Source organism: Sphingobacterium sp. UGAL515B_05 (assembly GCF_033097525.1).
GTDB lineage: Bacteria > Bacteroidota > Bacteroidia > Sphingobacteriales > Sphingobacteriaceae > Sphingobacterium.
Map to the genome: position 1 here is coordinate 5397264 of NZ_CP109907.1, position 16891 is coordinate 5414154.

At 40.8% G+C, this 16891-nt stretch carries 13 protein-coding genes; 2 read left to right on the forward strand and 11 right to left on the reverse strand.

Annotated elements, in window-relative coordinates; all coding sequences use genetic code 11:
- Nucleotides 1–561: 561 nt before the first annotated feature.
- Entirely contained in the window at nucleotides 562–933 is a 372-nt protein-coding gene (locus tag OK025_RS22610) for a DoxX family protein (protein WP_317666982.1), read from the reverse strand.
- A gap of 91 nt (nucleotides 934–1024) precedes the next feature.
- Between OK025_RS22610 and OK025_RS22615 the strand changes: the two genes are divergently transcribed.
- Complete coding sequence (locus tag OK025_RS22615) at nucleotides 1025–1390, forward strand: winged helix-turn-helix transcriptional regulator (protein WP_153845908.1); 366 nt, start codon at nucleotides 1025–1027, stop codon at nucleotides 1388–1390.
- On the opposite strand, the gene OK025_RS22620 is transcribed toward OK025_RS22615, so the two are convergent.
- The 4 genes from OK025_RS22620 to OK025_RS22635 form a co-directional block, all read right to left on the reverse strand.
- Complete coding sequence (locus OK025_RS22620) at nucleotides 1379–2476, reverse strand: DUF2891 domain-containing protein (RefSeq protein WP_317666983.1); 1098 nt, start codon at nucleotides 2474–2476, stop codon at nucleotides 1379–1381. The two genes, OK025_RS22615 and OK025_RS22620, sit on opposite strands and share 12 nt — an antisense overlap.
- A 32-nt stretch (nucleotides 2477–2508) precedes the next feature.
- Nucleotides 2509–3198, reverse strand: a complete 690-nt coding sequence (locus tag OK025_RS22625; RefSeq protein WP_317666984.1) for an SIR2 family NAD-dependent protein deacylase — start codon at nucleotides 3196–3198, stop codon at nucleotides 2509–2511.
- Between the two features lie 77 nt (nucleotides 3199–3275).
- Nucleotides 3276–3731, reverse strand: coding sequence for a hypothetical protein (locus tag OK025_RS22630; RefSeq protein ID WP_317666985.1), 456 nt, complete (start codon nucleotides 3729–3731; stop codon nucleotides 3276–3278).
- Between the two features lie 160 nt (nucleotides 3732–3891).
- Entirely contained in the window at nucleotides 3892–5730 is a 1839-nt protein-coding gene (locus OK025_RS22635; RefSeq protein WP_317666986.1) for an alpha-L-fucosidase, read from the reverse strand.
- A 427-nt stretch (nucleotides 5731–6157) separates the two neighbouring features.
- Between OK025_RS22635 and rnhA the strand changes: the two genes are divergently transcribed.
- On the forward strand, nucleotides 6158–6652 hold the full coding sequence (gene rnhA / locus OK025_RS22640) for a ribonuclease HI (protein WP_075992491.1): 495 nt from the start codon (nucleotides 6158–6160) through the stop codon (nucleotides 6650–6652).
- A gap of 32 nt (nucleotides 6653–6684) precedes the next feature.
- On the opposite strand, the gene OK025_RS22645 is transcribed toward rnhA, so the two are convergent.
- The 6 genes from OK025_RS22645 to OK025_RS22670 all read right to left on the reverse strand — a co-directional run bounded on the left by OK025_RS22645 (nucleotide 6685) and on the right by OK025_RS22670 (nucleotide 16844).
- A complete protein-coding gene (locus OK025_RS22645) occupies nucleotides 6685–8310 on the reverse strand; it encodes an arylsulfatase (RefSeq protein WP_317666987.1) in 1626 nt (541 codons plus the stop codon).
- A 17-nt stretch (nucleotides 8311–8327) separates the two neighbouring features.
- Nucleotides 8328–9920 carry an arylsulfatase gene (locus tag OK025_RS22650; protein WP_317666988.1) on the reverse strand — a complete coding sequence of 531 codons (1593 nt, stop codon included), beginning with the start codon at nucleotides 9918–9920 and terminating at the stop codon, nucleotides 8328–8330.
- A gap of 23 nt (nucleotides 9921–9943) precedes the next feature.
- Complete coding sequence (locus OK025_RS22655) at nucleotides 9944–11413, reverse strand: RagB/SusD family nutrient uptake outer membrane protein (protein WP_317666989.1); 1470 nt, start codon at nucleotides 11411–11413, stop codon at nucleotides 9944–9946.
- A 69-nt stretch (nucleotides 11414–11482) separates the two neighbouring features.
- Nucleotides 11483–14536, reverse strand: a complete 3054-nt coding sequence (locus tag OK025_RS22660) for a TonB-dependent receptor (protein ID WP_317666990.1) — start codon at nucleotides 14534–14536, stop codon at nucleotides 11483–11485.
- Nucleotides 14537–14905: 369 nt separating this feature from the next.
- On the reverse strand, nucleotides 14906–15862 hold the full coding sequence (gene trxB, locus OK025_RS22665; RefSeq protein WP_317666991.1) for a thioredoxin-disulfide reductase: 957 nt from the start codon (nucleotides 15860–15862) through the stop codon (nucleotides 14906–14908).
- 28 nt (nucleotides 15863–15890) lie between these two features.
- Nucleotides 15891–16844, reverse strand: coding sequence for an exonuclease domain-containing protein (locus tag OK025_RS22670; RefSeq protein WP_317666992.1), 954 nt, complete (start codon nucleotides 16842–16844; stop codon nucleotides 15891–15893).
- Nucleotides 16845–16891 lie beyond the last annotated feature (47 nt).

Consider the following 16891-nt stretch of genomic DNA (forward strand, 5'->3'; position numbering starts at 1 on the left):
CGATCCGAGATAAAAATCGAAATGGGATTGTGATGAAGCTATTGACGGTTTTGAAGCGTTTTTATAGGCAGCATGTGAACAGACATCCTTGTTTATTTTACCTGTAATAAACATACAGAAAAAAACAATGGGTACTAACCTTAAAAGATGTCTTATATACCTATACATAGCATGTCGCATCCCTATGGGATTGATGAATCAAATTTATTATAAGTTTGCCCTTGCAGAGTAGCACAAATCTTGAATTTTATAACCTTTTTATAACCTAGCAAAAAAAACAGGCAGCTAAATAAACAAGATAAAAACCTCATTTAAACCAACAAAAAAGCAATATAAGATAAAAAACGAGATTTATAAGTATAAATCAACAGGCTTAAATTAGCACAAATCACGATTTTTTTTATCCTATCCTATTATTCATTTATTTTGCGGCTATCGGCCATAAATACCCCCCCTGCAACTCAAGCGCTAGTTGCATCGGAATAAACACACAATCATCAGAAAATTAAGCCGCAGAAATGACCTAAATTTTCTGACGATCATGCTTAAGCGGATGCGGAGTTAAAGTATGATTTTAAAGGTTTTGTCTGTGGCCAGCAGCAAAATACTGAGTATGCACATAAGCAATGAGTTGTAGAAATGATGATATTCCTGATGTGCCATATGGGCTGTAAATGCTGCTACTGCAAAGGGGAACAATACCAGTACTGCCCCATTCTTAAATTGCGGATTATACAAACCTATTAAGAGCAACACCACTCCCATAAGCTCTCCAATTCCAATAATGACCGTCCAAGTCTTATTAAAACCCAGAGACTGCATGCTATGCATCATGGAGCCTTTCTGAAACACTTTAAACAATGATGCATAACCAAATACATAAAGGTAGTATGCATAGCTCAACCAATGAGCGACCGATTTAATCATTTCCATTTTATACTTTTTGTTTTCCTACAAATTTCTTTATTAATTTGCATGAATAACAGTACGTACAAGATTGTATGATACCAACAAAAAAGTTCGTATGAACACGCGAAAAGAGAATTCAACCAATCATATCAATGAGCTATACTGGAAAGATCGTTGTGGTATTGCATTTACCTTAGCCACCATAGGTGGCAGATGGAAAATCAACATTCTTTCCTATCTGTTAAATGAAGGTAAACTCCGCTATAGTGAGTTGCGGAAAAAGCTCGTAGGCATTTCAGAGCGTATGCTGATTGCTAAATTAAAGGAACTTGAGCAGGACAACCTGATCACTCGAATAGTATATCAGCAAGTCCCGCCAAAGGTAGAATATGAATTAACTGCGCTCGGCCGTTCGCTCGAGGAAATATTAACACTAATGGATAAATGGGGAGAAGATAATCTCCCCGAATCAATGCTTTGATAGTGCATAGAGTGCAAATGTACCTAACCAATGTGACCCCATATAGTCATCCTTGGTGGTAATATTGGGCAAAGAGTACTTTAAATGTTTATTCGCCAACTTATGCAAGTAACTTAACTCAGGCAGCGCTTTTGCGATACCATTTAAACAGTTTGCACGACTAAAATTAAGTCCATCCAGATGGACCAAATGTCCGTCTGTTCGATCTTTTACGATACCTGGTTCTAAATTGAAATCGGGATTAAACAGATCTGGCATAAAATCCTTTAACCATTTACGGTAATCCTCCTGTTGCAGCACCAAACTCATACAAAGGGCTTCTTCAAGACAAGGGGAAAGAAAGTCGCTTCCACTTGGCTCAAAAGCAATATTGCAGCTCTTATCCTGACTATATAAACGGGAGGCATTCGTCATTAATGATTTTTCAAACGTCACATTTCCCGTACTTCTTGCATAGTCCAAGGACAGAGAAAGGCCAAATGCCGAATTATCATGATACCCTGTTCTAATCGGATAGACTAATTTGGGCAGATATTCTTGATAAGATTTTACGATCTGTTTCACCAAGGGTTCAAGATTCGAAGCCCAGCGTTTTGCATCAGTGTCTTCCCAAGTTAATAACTCCTTCTGCAGCTGCAACAACCAGGCCCAGCCATACGTGCGCTCAAAGTTCTTATTGTTCTTATCTTGAAAGAAATCTAATTCAACGGCCACATTTTCCGCCGTAATATTTCGGTTCAATTGGCGCCGAATTTCACCCGAACTGTCCAAATTTGGAAATTCCTTCAAAATATGTACAATTGACCAATATCCATGTACAGAAGAATGCCAGTCAAAACAACCGTAAAAAATTGGATGCAATGTGCGTGGTGCTCTTAGATCACTATCACCACCGAGTACCTGCCCTAACTTATTGGGATATTCCACTTCGATGCAATGCAATGGCAAACTGAGCAAATGCCTGGCTTGGACACTATCCAAGGTTAAAGGCTGATCATTTGAACTCGTATTTACGTTGATTTCCGAATTATTTTGACATGCAGCAAAAGCAACGGATAGGCAAATAATCCCTAATATTTTTTTCATAAACCTCTATTTTATATACTACTATACAATACTTAATAAAGTAATTGTTCTACCAACTTAGGAACAGCTATTGTCGCTGACTCCTCAAAACACTGTATATTACGTAAAGCCCTGTCACTAGGTATTTTTTTGTCAATTAAAAATGTTTGACAGTGACTAGGCGCAAATTCTTTAAGTCCTGCAGCAGGATAAACCTGTAAAGAGGTTCCAACAATAATCAAAATATCGGCATTCGAAACCAGGCTTATAGCCTCTTCAATAGCTGGCACAGCTTCTCCAAACCAGACTATATTTGGCCTCAGCTGACTACCTTTCTCGCAAAGATCGCCCATCTTAATCTCATCACCGACAATGGGATATACCAAGCGATCATCTATAGACGACTTAGCCTGATCCAAGCGGCCATGCAAATGAACAATATGAGATGATCCCGCCTGTTCATGCAGTAGATCTACATTCTGCGTTACAATACTCACCTCGTACGCTGATTCCAATCTTGCTAGCGCATGATGAGCTGCATTTGCCTGTGCCACCAAAGCGGCTTTCCGTCTCAGATTATAAAACTCCTGGACTAAGGCTGGGTTTTTGTGCCAACCTTCAATTGAAGCAACTTCCATGACGTCATGCCCCTCCCACAATCCATTGGCATCCCTAAATGTAGGTATACCACTTTCAGCCGAAATACCGGCCCCCGTCAATACAACAATATTTTTCTTTTTCATCTTAAGGCTGTTTGTTAATCCATACTATAGTTAAGTTTGACTTTTTATATGACTTTCATCCTGGCTGTAGATCTGGATCATTCATTTATCAACAAGGATGCATAGTTATCCGGCAGCTCAAGTCGGATAGAATCTTTACTCAAGGCAGCCTTTCGGTTCATATCATCAAAAGAACGTTGGTAATACACAAAAGCGCTATTTGGAATATGCAGTTCACTGGCTTTCTGCACCTTGAACTCATAACGATTATTTTTCAGTCTGACATGCTGATAAATTCGGTAAGTAACAACTTGAATCTGTACTTTATCAAATTTTGGAATGACCTTTAAATCTGCCGGTTCATGAAAGTATTTATCATTGAAATACATAAATTCATTCGACTCTGCTAATGTTGTAATATCTAACTTACCATCGACAACTTCATTCACTAACGAATCTGCCCGCAACCGCTCAGTTTTACTTCCGTCACCTGAAGAACAACAAATACATAGAAAAACAATAATTGGGATCAAAACAGTTTTGATTAGATTCATAGGTCTAAGTTATAATAAAAAATGCTTCCTTGCCACAATTCAGGAGAAAATGCATCGAATACCTCCGAAATTGATCAGAATGGTTTATATCCTACGTAAAAAAGCCCGGGATATGTTGTTATCCTAGGCTTCTTTTCAATGCTAAGCACTATCCAACCTCTTAAAGGTTATTTTCGATAGCACCCACTTTCTCGCGATATAGTTGTATTGGCGCATCCAACAACACAGCGATAACGGTCATATTTTTATCCAAGCGCTCCGCAGGTGCCTGAATGTAGATAATACCAGGTATGCTACTCCAATAAAGCTTATTGAAAACTTCATGGTTGATCATGGAACCGTCACCGACTACCCGGATCCTAGCGACTCCATTTTTGACACCTTTTAATGCAATTGGACCTGTAGGTTTTCCCTCAACAAACAAATACAAGGTCTGGCGATCTTTGGAGAGTGCACTTAATCCTTCATAATGTCCTTCAGGCAAGCCTTTTCCAGTCTCATAAAGTGCTTCGGCATGGTCCTTAATCCACTTTAATACCGTCGGATTAGTCGCGTTACTGCTCGGCAATTTGGTATCTAAGCCATCCACGGTTAATCCCGAATTATCAAAAATATTTTTTCCTGCATGCAGTGTTGAAGCGATCTGACCTAAAGCACGATCTGTCAACTTATTATCCAACACAGATTTCAACGTAACTTCAGTGTCCTGAGGCGCAGTCCAACGAAGCGCTTCCGCAAAGTTCAGTGCAATCACGGTAATATCCTGATCAAAGTTTACTTTCGTCAAATCTACTCGAACGGTTCCATTTTCCGACTTAAGACTTACTTTCGCGGATGCATCACCGACAACTGAAATGCCTTTAATAGCCGAATGATTGACTAAACCTTTGAGTTGCAATTCGGGTTTCTGTTCATACACATACAGATAAAGTGTTTTTCCGTCTTTTGATAAAGCAGATTTCCCACCGTAATTCGCAAAAGGAATACCGGCTCTTGTACCATAGATCGCAGCCGCATGCTTATGCGTCCATCGCCCCAGCTGTTTCAGAATATTTAATTGCTCATCAGGGATTGTACCGTCTGCTTTTGGACCAATATCCAATAATAAGTTTCCACCCATAGAAATACAATCGACCAACGTTCGGATGATCATATTGGGTGATTTGTACTTTTTATCAAAGGGTTGGTAGCCCCAAGAATCATTCATGGTATAACAGAGTTCCCAAAATTTAGCATCAGGGCGCGTGACCGGAATCCCTTGCTCAGGTGTATCGTAATCTCCATGATGATTCAATCGGGAGTTTATAATAATATTCGGATTATATTTCCGCAAAAGATTTAAGGTCTCTTTCGCTTTCCACTCTTCGGCACTATGTTCCCAATCTCCATCAAACCAAAGTAATTCTGGCTTATATTGTTCGGATAGCTCGGTCAATTGCTTTTGGTAATATTTCACATAATTATCCCAACGCGTAGGCTCACCTTTCAATTCATAACGCTTTCTATTGCGCGTAAAAACATCATAATATGGGTGGCTCCAATCGGGTAACGAATAATACAGTCCAGTGTGCAAGCCCTCTTCTTGTATTGCTTTCACAAACGGTGTGATTACATCCTGTTTAGCAGCCGCGTCTTGTAATGTAGTGATCGCTTTATCAGCCTTCGTATTCCACATCGAGATTCCGTCATGGTGTTTGGTCGTAATCACCGTGTATTTAGCACCAGCTTCTTTAATCAATTTGGCCCATTCCTTGGGTTTATAATCCTTTGCTGTAAACCCATTAAGCTGTTTGATATAATTGTCGTGGTTAATATAATTATTGAAGAATGACCAAGATTCCGAGATTCCATCTACAGAGTAAATACCCCAGTGAATAAAAATACCCAATTTGGCATTTTCAAACCAATCCATTTTTTGCGTTGATACATTGTTCTGAGCTGAAACGTTTAAGCACGCAGACGCCAAAAGAACAAAAAGAGAAATCTTTCGAAACTTCATAAGCTATTTTATCGATTACATAACGAGTTTAAGCCGGCAAAATACACATAAATCAGCAAAATCCAATTGTGTAAGGGATAAATTACGTTGGATAGCGGTTGAAATCTAACATTATATTTTTCTTTAACTCAAACTTAAAACACGCAGGGAATATTCTTATAACTTAAACGGATCTAATAGGGACTTTATAGGGACCTCATTCGGACTTTATTCGGATAAAACCGTGTAAAGTCCCTTTTTAATGCCTATTAAATCAGTTGTGAGTACTTAATAAATTTGACGCTTATAGCGCTATGCCCTATCCTTGAATTTATTGAAGGTGCAACGGTACAAAAATCTTCCACTTCGAGCATCAAAATATCAACTGTCTCGATCATTTTTATCCATTTGTATGTGCTTACAAAAACTTCATGTATATTTGGCAGGTATGATCGAATTATATACAGATGGGGCTTCAAGTGGGAATCCGGGCCCTGGAGGTTACGGAACCATCTTAAGAACTATTTATACAGGCGATAATGAAGCCTTTAAAGGCAAACTTATCGAAAAAGAGTTTTCGGGCGGTTACCGCAAAACAACGAACAACAGGATGGAATTGATGGCTGTGATCGTTGGTCTCGAGGCGCTGAAAAACCTGCAGCAACAAGTTACCGTATATTCTGATTCCAAATATGTCATTGATGCCATTGATAAGAAATGGGTATATGGTTGGATACAAAAGGGTTTTGCCGGCAAGAAGAATAAAGATCTTTGGTTACGTCTAATGAGTGCCTATAAACTGCATAATGTGCGTCTTGTGTGGGTAAAAGGCCACGCTGGGCATCCGTTAAATGAGCGCTGTGATCGCTTAGCTGTAGCAGCCTCCAAAGATAAGGCAAATTGGAAAATCGACAGTGTTTTTGAGATTGAAGAAGGGAAATAGAAAAGGGAGCATTTTAATACATGCTCCCTTTTCTATTTAAAGCGAAATGCCGGTGGAGCAATCTCCTGTACTTTACTTTCTCTAAAATCCTTCATGCTTTGGGGTTCTCTAGCCTCTAATTCAGCGAAATCCACAACACCATTATCCTTAGCCCAACGAAAATAGGCTGTAGATAAGCGAGAAACAACATCGTGATGCAGTCCAGCAATATCTTTGCGTTCAGTAGGATCCTGTTCCAAATCATAGAGTTCCCATTTATAGGAAGGCCAGGTTGATACAAGCTTCCATTTCCCGATACGTGCAGCACGGTTGCCAGCCCGTTCCCAAAACAAGCCCTCTGCCCGCGACACAGTATCTTGACCTTGAAATAACACTGGGAGCAAGCTTTTCCCGGGCAATTTGTTCGACTTAATTCCTTTATAATCTTTCGGATATACAGCGCCAGCCAAGTCATAGAAGGTAGGCGCCAGATCAATCACATGCCCGGTCCCCTGTCTGATGCCTTTCGCGACCTTACCCGGAAACCATGCTATAAATGGCGCGTTGATCCCTCCTTCATAGGTATAATCTTTAAATGCCTTGAAAGGTGTATTGGAAGCGTACGACCAATTTTTGCTCTGTGATTCAAACGAGCCCTCTGTTCCCACAGGCCCCGTATTCAACCGAGCGCCATGAAACCATCGCACCAAATCTTCCGCTGGAGCTCCATTGTCTGAGAGAAACACGATAAGCGTATTGTCCAATTGCCCGTTGTCTTTCAGCTTCTTCAGTAATTTACCTACAGTCTGATCCAGACGATCAACCATTGCCGCGAAGATTTCCATTTTTTTTGCCCATAGCTGTCGTTGATCGTATGATAATCTTGACCAATCGTAAATATCTTCATCAGGAATCGATGCTTCTGTCTTTATCGGCGTAAGTCCCAATTGTTTCTGCCGTTCAAAACGTTCTTGTCGAATAGCTTCCCATCCTTTATCATAACGTCCTTTGTACTTTGCAATATCTTGTGGCAAGGCCACCAATGGCCAATGTGGTGCAGTATGGGCCAGATAGAGAAAAAAAGGCTTCTCTTGGGTTTTAATCTGATCTAAAAACCCTTCCGCTTCACGATTGATTACCTCTGTTGAAAACGACGATTCCAAAGGGTATCCTTCTGGGTCCGTTTGCGCTTTAAATGTCGGAGCTCCTGAATCTGCATTTTTTTCCTGTTTGGGGAATACCAGATCAAAGCCACGATCCCATGGTAGACTTTTCCCATTTCCCGAAACATGCCATTTGCCGGAAGTTGCAGTAATATACCCATTAGACCGGAGCACTTCAGCAATAGTGAGGGATTCAGTATTGATATAGCCTTGATAGGCAGGAAGACCAAGATCGTTCGAAAAGTAACCGACACCAGCTTTATGCTGATATTGTCCTGTGATTAGAGAAGCCCGTGTAGGTGCGCAAATAGAATTGTTATAGAATTGCTTCAGCCGTAACCCTTCATTGGCCAAACGATCCAAATTAGGTGTCGAAATTTCTGATCCATATGCTCCCAAATCTGAATAGCCCAGGTCATCCGCCAAAATTAAGATGATATTGGGCTTCTTCTGCTGTGCATTGCCTATCCCCATCAAGACAAGAAAAGTAAATAATGTAAAAATTATCTTTTTCATATTACCTTCTTTTATTACTAGCGAAATTGATTGTTTGTCTTTAACCGATTGAAATCCACTACAGCATTCTCTTTAGCCCACTTCTCATAGCGTTTTTCAAGATCATTCACAATCTCTGGGTAGCGATCAGCCAAATTGTTGTTTTCCCCCCGATCTTCATCAATATTGTATAGCTCTGGTTTGTTTTCTTTCCTAAACAGGGAGACTAGTTTCCATTTTCCATATCGAACAGCACGATTTCCGGCCCGCTCCCAGAACAGCGGAACATTGCGATCGACCTGATTAAGGTCTGAACGAAAAACAGCTCTTAAGCTTAAGCCAGGGAGCGCATTTATTGCAGTATCTCCAATATGGATTGGATAATGAGCACCAGCAAAGTCATATAGTGTGGGAGCAATATCGATAAGATGCCCTACTCCCTTCTTAATAGCATTCGCCTTTACTTCCTTAGGATACCATACAATAAATGGGGCACCGATGCCTCCTTCATAAGGATTATCTTTATAACTACGCAGTGGAGAATTACCGGTTTGGGACCAATTGCCATTTTGCACCTCATAGGATCCGGGCAAACCAACGGTTTCGGTATTCCTTGCGGTATAAATCCGGGCCCGATCGCCACCCTGAGCACCATTATCCGATAAGAAAATGATTAGTGTATTTTTGTCTTTTTTCAACTCTCTCAGTGTTTTCCTAATGCGTCCGATACTCTGATCCATTCGATCAATCATACCAGCGAAAACCTGCTGCCGGCGCTGCCAATACTGCTTCTCATCGTAAGTCAATTTCTCCCAGGACTGTACAGCGGAATCCTTTTTCGCAATAGTCTGTCCTGAAGGGAAAACACCAGTTCGTTGCGCATTTTCATAACGTTTGATGCGTAGACTATCCCATCCCTGACGATATACGCCATTGTATTTTTGTGTTTCCTCTTCTGGCGCCTGCAAAGGCCAGTGCGGAGCGTTAAAAGCTAAATACAAGAAAAAGGGCTTTTTCTCGCTTTGCTGTTCTTTGAGAAAACCAATGGCCTGATCGGTAATCTCATCAGTCAAATAACGCCCCTTTGGCAGGTAGAACGGTTTGTTGTTCCGATATAAAGGCACCGTCGGACGTTCTGGACCGTTGATTTCATAAAAATTGGACGCGCCACCTACAAAATTAAAAGAACGTTCAAATCCACGTTGTGCTGGCCATTGATCGAAATCATCACCCACATGCCATTTGCCCGAAATAATGGTTGAATAACCAGCCTCTTTAAGAACTTCAGCTAAGGTCCTTGATTCACGATTTAAGAAGCCTTGATAAGCAGGAAGGCCTAAGTTAACATTAAAATACCCTACGCCGGCACGATGCGCATACTGTCCTGTCAATAAGGATGCACGTGTAGGAGCGCAAATGGAATTGTTATAAAATTCCTGAAACCTCGTCCCTTCTTTGGCTAAGGCGGCTAAATTCGGTGTATGAAAGTCTGTCCCTCCATAGGGCTCTATATCCGAAAACCCCAAATCATCCACCAAAATCAATACAATATTTGGACGGCTATCTTGTCCCCAGCTTGCCCCCGGCAAACTGCACAGACACAGTATAAGATATAAAAGTTTCGTTTTCATTTACTTAAAATTTTATTCGTCTATTATTTATTTATCCAATCGGGATGCTGTGAAAGATTTGGATTGAGACTCAGTTCGCGTTGTGGCGTCGGAAAATGAATATGGCGGGCAGCAGCATTAGTCTTTCCAGCAGCTTTCAGCTTAGCGACATAATATACAGCTCCCCTTCGCGACAGATCAAACCAGCGCTGATATTCGTAGACCAGCTCCTTTCTTCGTTCTTCAAAAACAGACTCTCTAAAAACGTCCTTCGTTTCCGAAGCTAAAACCTCTTCCACACCGGCTCGGCGACGCACCGCATTTAGTGCATTACGAGCCTCTAACGTTGGGCCATTCAACTCATTTTCGGCTTCCGCAAAAATTAACAGTACTTCCGCATAACGGATGATTGGTGTGTTTTTAGAAGACTGCCCTTGGTTCCCAACAACGGTTTCATCATAATATTTATTGAATTGCGGTTTAGCCAATGGATAATATTTGCCATCTGTAGGCGACAGCATCCCCGTGGTAAAGGTTACCGTCAGACGTTTATCATTTGCGGCAAAGCTCTTGTACAATCCGCCTTCTACGTGCAGTGCGTCGGCATAATCGCCATTGATCCCCGGAATATCCGCGGGTGCAGACCTGCTCGCCAAAGAATTTCCCTGATAACCACTGTTTCCCTTAAATTGAGCCGAAAAGATATGTTCGCTGCCATTCTTCTTATCAATATTAAAGACATCAGCAAATTCCGGAAAAAGCGCGTACCCCTCCTTATCAATAACTTCCCTGGCTAATAATTTTGCGTTGCTCCAATCGCTTCGCGTCAGATAGACTTTTGCCAATAAGCTTTTGGCGGCTCCCGAGCTTGCGCGGCCTTTATCTGCGTCACTGTAATTTTTGTAATTCGGGAGCGCCGATGCAGCTTTTAGGTCAGCGATAATCAACTCATATACGTCATTTTCTGGAGCTTTAGCTACATAAAGTTCCTGCGGAGACAAGGTCTCAACAGGACTTGTTACCAACGGTACGGCCCCAAACCAGCGTACCAAATTAAAATAATGCAAAGCTCTCAGAAATTTTGCTTCATTAATCAAGCGCAGCTGTATAGTAGGTTCAATTTGCCCCGAAGACATTGCACCAATCTTCGCAATGTTAACATTCGAAGCATTGATCGCATCGTAACTCTGCTTCCAAAGCTGCTCCATCCGATCATTGGATGCATCATGTGTCAGATTGCTAATCGCCCGGACATGTGCATTTCTGGCTCTTGGTCCTGCTTCATAATCATCTGTAGCCATCTCAACACCGATCTGGAATAGGCTGTTATACAATGATTGACCAGTTTCATATAATTTTCTATAAGTCCCGGTCACAGCCGCGATTGCTTGATCTTGATTAAGGTAAAACTGTTCTGACACCAAAGCACCTGCGGGATCTTCCGACAATTTCGAGCACGAAATTGTTGTTAGAAAGATCGAAAAGACAGTGGATAAAAGATGTATTTTTTTCATTTGAATAAATTGCTTGTCAATACGAATGGGCTTATCACAAAATCCCTATTCAATACATTTACAGGTATATTAAAAAGTCAAAGAAATCCCTGCGGAAATAGATCTAGCTGCAGGATAAATTCCCGAATCGGTCCCTATCTGCACGTTACTTCCCGACGTCACCTCTGGGTCAAAACCTTTATATTTTGTCCATGTCAAAAGATTTTGTGCTGTTAAATAGAGATTAAGACTCTTGATACTGGCCCCTTCAAGCCATTCCTTTGGGAAGTTGTATCCAAAATGCAATGATTTCAGCCGGACAAAGGAACCGCTCTCTACAAATTGATTGGAAAATACTGGTGCCGGGTCTAATTTTGCCCGCGGATATAACTGACTTGGATTTGAAGGTGTCCAGCGCATCAATGCATCACTTGATGCGTTTTGCTGACCGGTAAACATCTCTAGATTCTGTCTATTGATATTAAGCAGATCATTACCAACTGTTCCCTGTATAAGAAATGACAGATCAAAACCTTTGTAGGAAATACTATTGGTCAGCCCAAAAATAAAATCGGGCTGCGCATTACCGATAATCGTTCTATCATTTGCCGTGGTAAATTGACCATCACCATCGATATCTTTATATAGGCGATCTCCCGCTTTCGGTGTAGCATTTCCTGTAAACTTGCCCTTATTATTCTCTTCGCCCAATTGCAGAATGCCATCGGTTACCGTTCCATAAAATGTACCGATTGGCTCGCCCACTTTAATAATATAGTTTCCAGAGATATAGGAACTAGCACCTTCACCAATAGTCAACACTTTGTTGCGATTAAAGGAAAAGTTAAAGTCTGTATTCCAGCTGACTCTCCCCTGTAAATTCCGTGATTTTAAACTCAATTCCAATCCCCTATTCGATACGGAACCAAAATTCTGAAGGGAAGTGGCATACCCTGAAGTCCACGGTATTTCGACATTCAGCAAGAGATCTTTGGTTTTCTTATAATAGTAATCGGCTGTAAATTGAAGGCGATTGTTAAAGAGACTGATATCAAAGCCGCCATCGTATTGCAACGTACTCTCCCAGCCCAGATTTTTGTTGGGAATACGTTGTGGGGCAAAACCGGCGACAACATTATTTCCAAAGAGATAATTCAAGCTATATAAGGTCGACAGCGACTGGTATTGCCCAATCTCCTGATTACCAGTGGTACCAAAACTTGTACGTATTTTAAAATCATTCACAGCGGGAAAAATCTCCTTAAAAAAAGATTCATTTGCAACACGCCACGATAATGCTACAGAGGGAAAATTACCCCATTTATTGTCCGCACCAAAGCGGGAACTGCCATCGCGGCGCAAACTTGCAGAAACATAATACTTATTTGCGTAGTTATAATTGATCCTCGCCAAATAAGAATGCAAGCCCCAGGAATAGCTGTCAGAAGATGGCCGAACGATAGTAGAGCCGCTCTGCAAACTGTTGAATAACAGTTCATCGGTTACAAAATTTTCAGCACCGGCATTAAAGATCTCATTTTTAGACTCCTGTTGGGTAAATCCTAACAAAGCATTAAAATTATGTTGACCAATTGAACCCGTATAGTTCAGGGTATTTTCATTTAACCAGGAAGTTCCGTCAAAATTTCCTAAGCTCGCTTTTCCTTTAGTACCAGCTCCCTCATAAATATAAGATGGCAAATAATATTTATCGTCTCTGCTATTTAAATCAACACCGACCAATACTTTTGCCTGTAAACCTTTTAAAATCCGATATTGAGCAAATGATGTCCCCAATATCCGAAGTCCATTAGAATTGTTAGTCGTTTCTTTTAAGGTTGCTATTGGATTGGCAAATATGTTTTCAAAAGGGTTCCGTAACGTATACGCACCGTTGGCTTCATAGACGGTCGCTGTAGAAGGCATGATGAGTAAGGCATTGACAATACCCGTGGGAGCTATCTGCGCATTTGTTTTATTAACTGATAGATTTGCACCGACCTGTAATCGATCGAAAGGATTAGCATCTATATTTGATCGAAACCCTATACGCTTAAAATTTGTGTTAATAATAACACCATCTTGATCGAAATAATTTGCTCCCAGATAATATTGTATTTTTTCCGCTCCCCCAGACAGCGAAAGCTGCTGATTATAAACCTTACCGCTTTGAAAGGCCTCTTTTTGCCAATTAGTGCCATCACCTAATTGATCGATTTCAGTCTTTGTGCGGTATTGGTAAGCCCCTAAGCCTGGATTTGCATCATACAATGCCTCATTTCTTAAAACTGCAAAATCATGGGCATTCAACACGTCTATTTGTTTAAGTACATTTTGTGCGCCAAAACTACCATCATAGCTTAATTGTACATGCCCTGCCCGACCTTTCTTCGTTGTTACCAGGATGACACCATTAGCTCCTCTGGACCCGTAAATAGCCGTCGCAGCCGCATCTTTAAGGACTTCAATGCTCTCAATATCCGTAGGACTGATACTGCCCAGTGGATTCACTGGCGTACCGCTTCCTACCCCCGTACTTTCGGTTTGGTTATACACCGGAAATCCGTCAATGACATAAAGCGGTTCATTTCCTCCCTGGATGGATGCCCCCCCGCGAATTCGGATACTGACACCACCTCCTGGTTGTCCAGAGGTTTGCGTGACCTGCACTCCCGATATCCCACCTTTTAACGTTTGATCAAGTGATGAAACAGGCTGTTTTAGAAGCTTATCAGGCAATGTGGCTACCGAACCTGTCAGATCGCGACGTTTCTGCGTACCGTAGCCAACGACGACAACCTCATCGAGGTCCGCTGATGCAGGGGTCAACTCAATAACAGCTGGCGACGAATTGACAACCAATCGTTTTTTTTCGTAACCTAAGAAACTTAAAATTAAAGTAAAAGGAAGCTTCTGTCCAGTAACAAATTGAAAATTACCCTGATTGTCTGTCTGTACGCTATGGGTAACAGCCTCCAATTGTACGGTAACACCCTGAATGGGCTCCTTGGTTGTCGCATCAATAACCTTTCCAACTAAGGATGCATTAATAATGGGTTTTGGTTCTTGTGCTTGTACGATTCCGAATGCGTACAGAAAAAGCACGACTAAAGCAGAATACCGCAGTCCTCCAAATTTTTTCATTGTATGTTCAATTTAATGTGAAAATGCAAACAAGTGCCAACGCCATTGGTACGCTTGTTATAAAAACTTTACTGCATGTTTAATGATATATAAACATGGAGGAATTGTATGCTTTTCAGCACATGCACATTCGAAAATTAATGAGAAAGGAATTAAAAAGAAAGGTGGGATTTGAATTGTTCTCGCGAACTGTAAAGTGGTCGTTTTTCATACTTGTTCAAAATTTAGTAGTATAGTTTAGTAATCGTTGCCAACGCCAATTGTAAACGACTACACAAATATAAAATTATTTTTCAAAAAGACTACTAGATAGGTCGTCTTTTTGAAAAATAATTTTTTGAACAAGTTATTGGTTTATTATTATTGCGATTATTCGCCGCTTTCTTTAGCTGCCAAGTATCTTTCAGCTTCCAAGGCTGCCATACAACCTGTACCTGCAGCAGTGATTGCCTGACGGAAAATATTATCCTGAACATCACCACAAGCAAAAACACCCGGTATATTTGTCGCAGTACTATCTGGTTTTGTGATTAAATAACCTGTTTCATCCATATCCAGAATACCTGTGAAAAGCTCGGTATTAGGCTTATGCCCAATAGCAACGAAGAAACCTGTTACTTCTAGATCTTTTTCGGACTGGTCTTTATTGTTAATAACACGTATTCCGGTCACCACTTGACCATCTCCTAAAACCTCTTTTGCCTCAGAATTGTAGTGAACTTCAATATTTGGCGTATTCATCACACGATGTACCATTGCTTTTGAGGCACGAAACTCGTCCCGACGAACCAACATATGTACTTTTGAGCATAGTTTTGCAAGGTATGTTGCTTCCTCTGCCGCTGTATCCCCAGCACCAACAATAGCAACTTCTTGGTTTTTAAAGAAAAACCCGTCACATACAGCACATGCCGAAACACCAAAGCCGTTGTATTTTTGTTCAGATTCTAAGCCTAACCATTTTGCTGTAGCTCCTGTTGCAATAATCACTGTATCTGCGGTAACTTGTACTGTTCCATCGATCTCAACACGGTGTACCTCACCAGTAAAATCTACTTTAGTCACATATCCAAAACGCACTGAAGTTCCGAAGCGTTCAGCTTGCTCACGCAAATCTTCCATCATCACCGGTCCAGTAATACCTTTTGGATAACCAGGGAAATTGTCCACTTCAGTTGTTTGAGTCAACTGTCCTCCTGGTACAATACCGGTATAAACGACTGGTTTCATATCCGCACGTGCAGCATAAATTGCTGCAGTATAACCTGCTGGCCCTGAACCAATAATCAAACACTGTACATGCTCCACTTCTTGTTTGAATTCCATAATCCTTTTTCTAAGCTATTAATTAAAGTTATTTTTTAAATTTATCTTGCAATCCTTTCAACATATCTAAAGAAATGTTCTGTGACGCTTCTTCTTTTTGCTGATTGAATTCCTTTTTCGCAAGTTTTTTATCTTCTACAGAATGGGTGGCTGCTGCTTTTGCTTTTTGCTCACTCTTTTCCTTTTTATACCGATTCCAGATATTCTCTAAGACCTTCTTGGTATACAATGGAAAATCACCATTCTGCATCCAAGCGTAGTAACTAGGCTCCTGCTCAAATACTTCAATAATAGGTTTTCCTTTATGTTTACCAAAATTGATTGTTTCCAATCCTTCTGCATTATATACGAGACGACCGGCAAAATCTACCGGCTTGCTTAGGTTGGTAAACGCATGAAGGGCTTCGACATCGTTCACTACTGGATAAGATACGACACCATGTTTATCTTCAAATGCTGCCCCTTCATATTTCGTCAACTGCGCTTTCAATACTTCATATGTTGCGCGAACATCAGCTTCAGCCGTATGTGCATTTTCAAGATTTTCATTGCAGTAAAACTTGTATGCCGCTTTCAACGTTCGTTGTTCCATTTGATGGAAAATGTTCTGAACATCTACAAATGCCCTTCCCTCCAATGAAAAATCAACGCCCGCCCGCAAAAACTCTTCCATAAGCATAGGGACATCGAATTTATTGGAATTATATCCCGCCAGATCTCCATCCGCAATAAAAGCCGCAAGCTCCACTGCAATTGCTTTAAAATTAGGAGCATCCTTCACATCTTCATCATAAATACCATGAAAAAAAGAGGATTCTGCGGGAATAGGTATTTCTGGATTGATCTTCTTTGTATAGACTGTTTCTTCACCATTGGGCATCACTTTCAAAAATGATACTTCCACAATACGATCGGTCGCCACATTAACACCTGTAGTTTCCAAATCGAAAAATACCAATGGTCTTTTTAATTTTAATTCCATGCTGGATAATACGCTTTTTATCAAAAACCAAAAATACAAAGTAGTAT

Bases quoted from the DNA above. Each gene is read 5' to 3' on its own strand.
- OK025_RS22635 (WP_317666986.1), bottom strand. From the start codon at position 5,730: ATGAAGTTTCGAAAGATTTCTCTTTTTGTTCTTTTGGCGTCTGCGTGC.
- OK025_RS22655 (WP_317666989.1), bottom strand. From the start codon at position 11,413: ATGAAAAAAATACATCTTTTATCCACTGTCTTTTCGATCTTTCTAACA.
- OK025_RS22615 (WP_153845908.1), top strand. From the start codon at position 1,025: ATGAACACGCGAAAAGAGAATTCAACCAATCATATCAATGAGCTATAC.
- OK025_RS22630 (WP_317666985.1), bottom strand. From the start codon at position 3,731: ATGAATCTAATCAAAACTGTTTTGATCCCAATTATTGTTTTTCTATGT.
- OK025_RS22650 (WP_317666988.1), bottom strand. From the start codon at position 9,920: ATGAAAACGAAACTTTTATATCTTATACTGTGTCTGTGCAGTTTGCCG.
- OK025_RS22660 (WP_317666990.1), bottom strand. From the start codon at position 14,536: ATGAAAAAATTTGGAGGACTGCGGTATTCTGCTTTAGTCGTGCTTTTT.
- rnhA (WP_075992491.1), top strand. From the start codon at position 6,158: ATGATCGAATTATATACAGATGGGGCTTCAAGTGGGAATCCGGGCCCT.
- OK025_RS22620 (WP_317666983.1), bottom strand. From the start codon at position 2,476: ATGAAAAAAATATTAGGGATTATTTGCCTATCCGTTGCTTTTGCTGCA.
- OK025_RS22625 (WP_317666984.1), bottom strand. From the start codon at position 3,198: ATGAAAAAGAAAAATATTGTTGTATTGACGGGGGCCGGTATTTCGGCT.
- OK025_RS22670 (WP_317666992.1), bottom strand. From the start codon at position 16,844: ATGGAATTAAAATTAAAAAGACCATTGGTATTTTTCGATTTGGAAACT.
- trxB (WP_317666991.1), bottom strand. From the start codon at position 15,862: ATGGAATTCAAACAAGAAGTGGAGCATGTACAGTGTTTGATTATTGGT.
- OK025_RS22610 (WP_317666982.1), bottom strand. From the start codon at position 933: ATGGAAATGATTAAATCGGTCGCTCATTGGTTGAGCTATGCATACTAC.
- OK025_RS22645 (WP_317666987.1), bottom strand. From the start codon at position 8,310: ATGAAAAAGATAATTTTTACATTATTTACTTTTCTTGTCTTGATGGGG.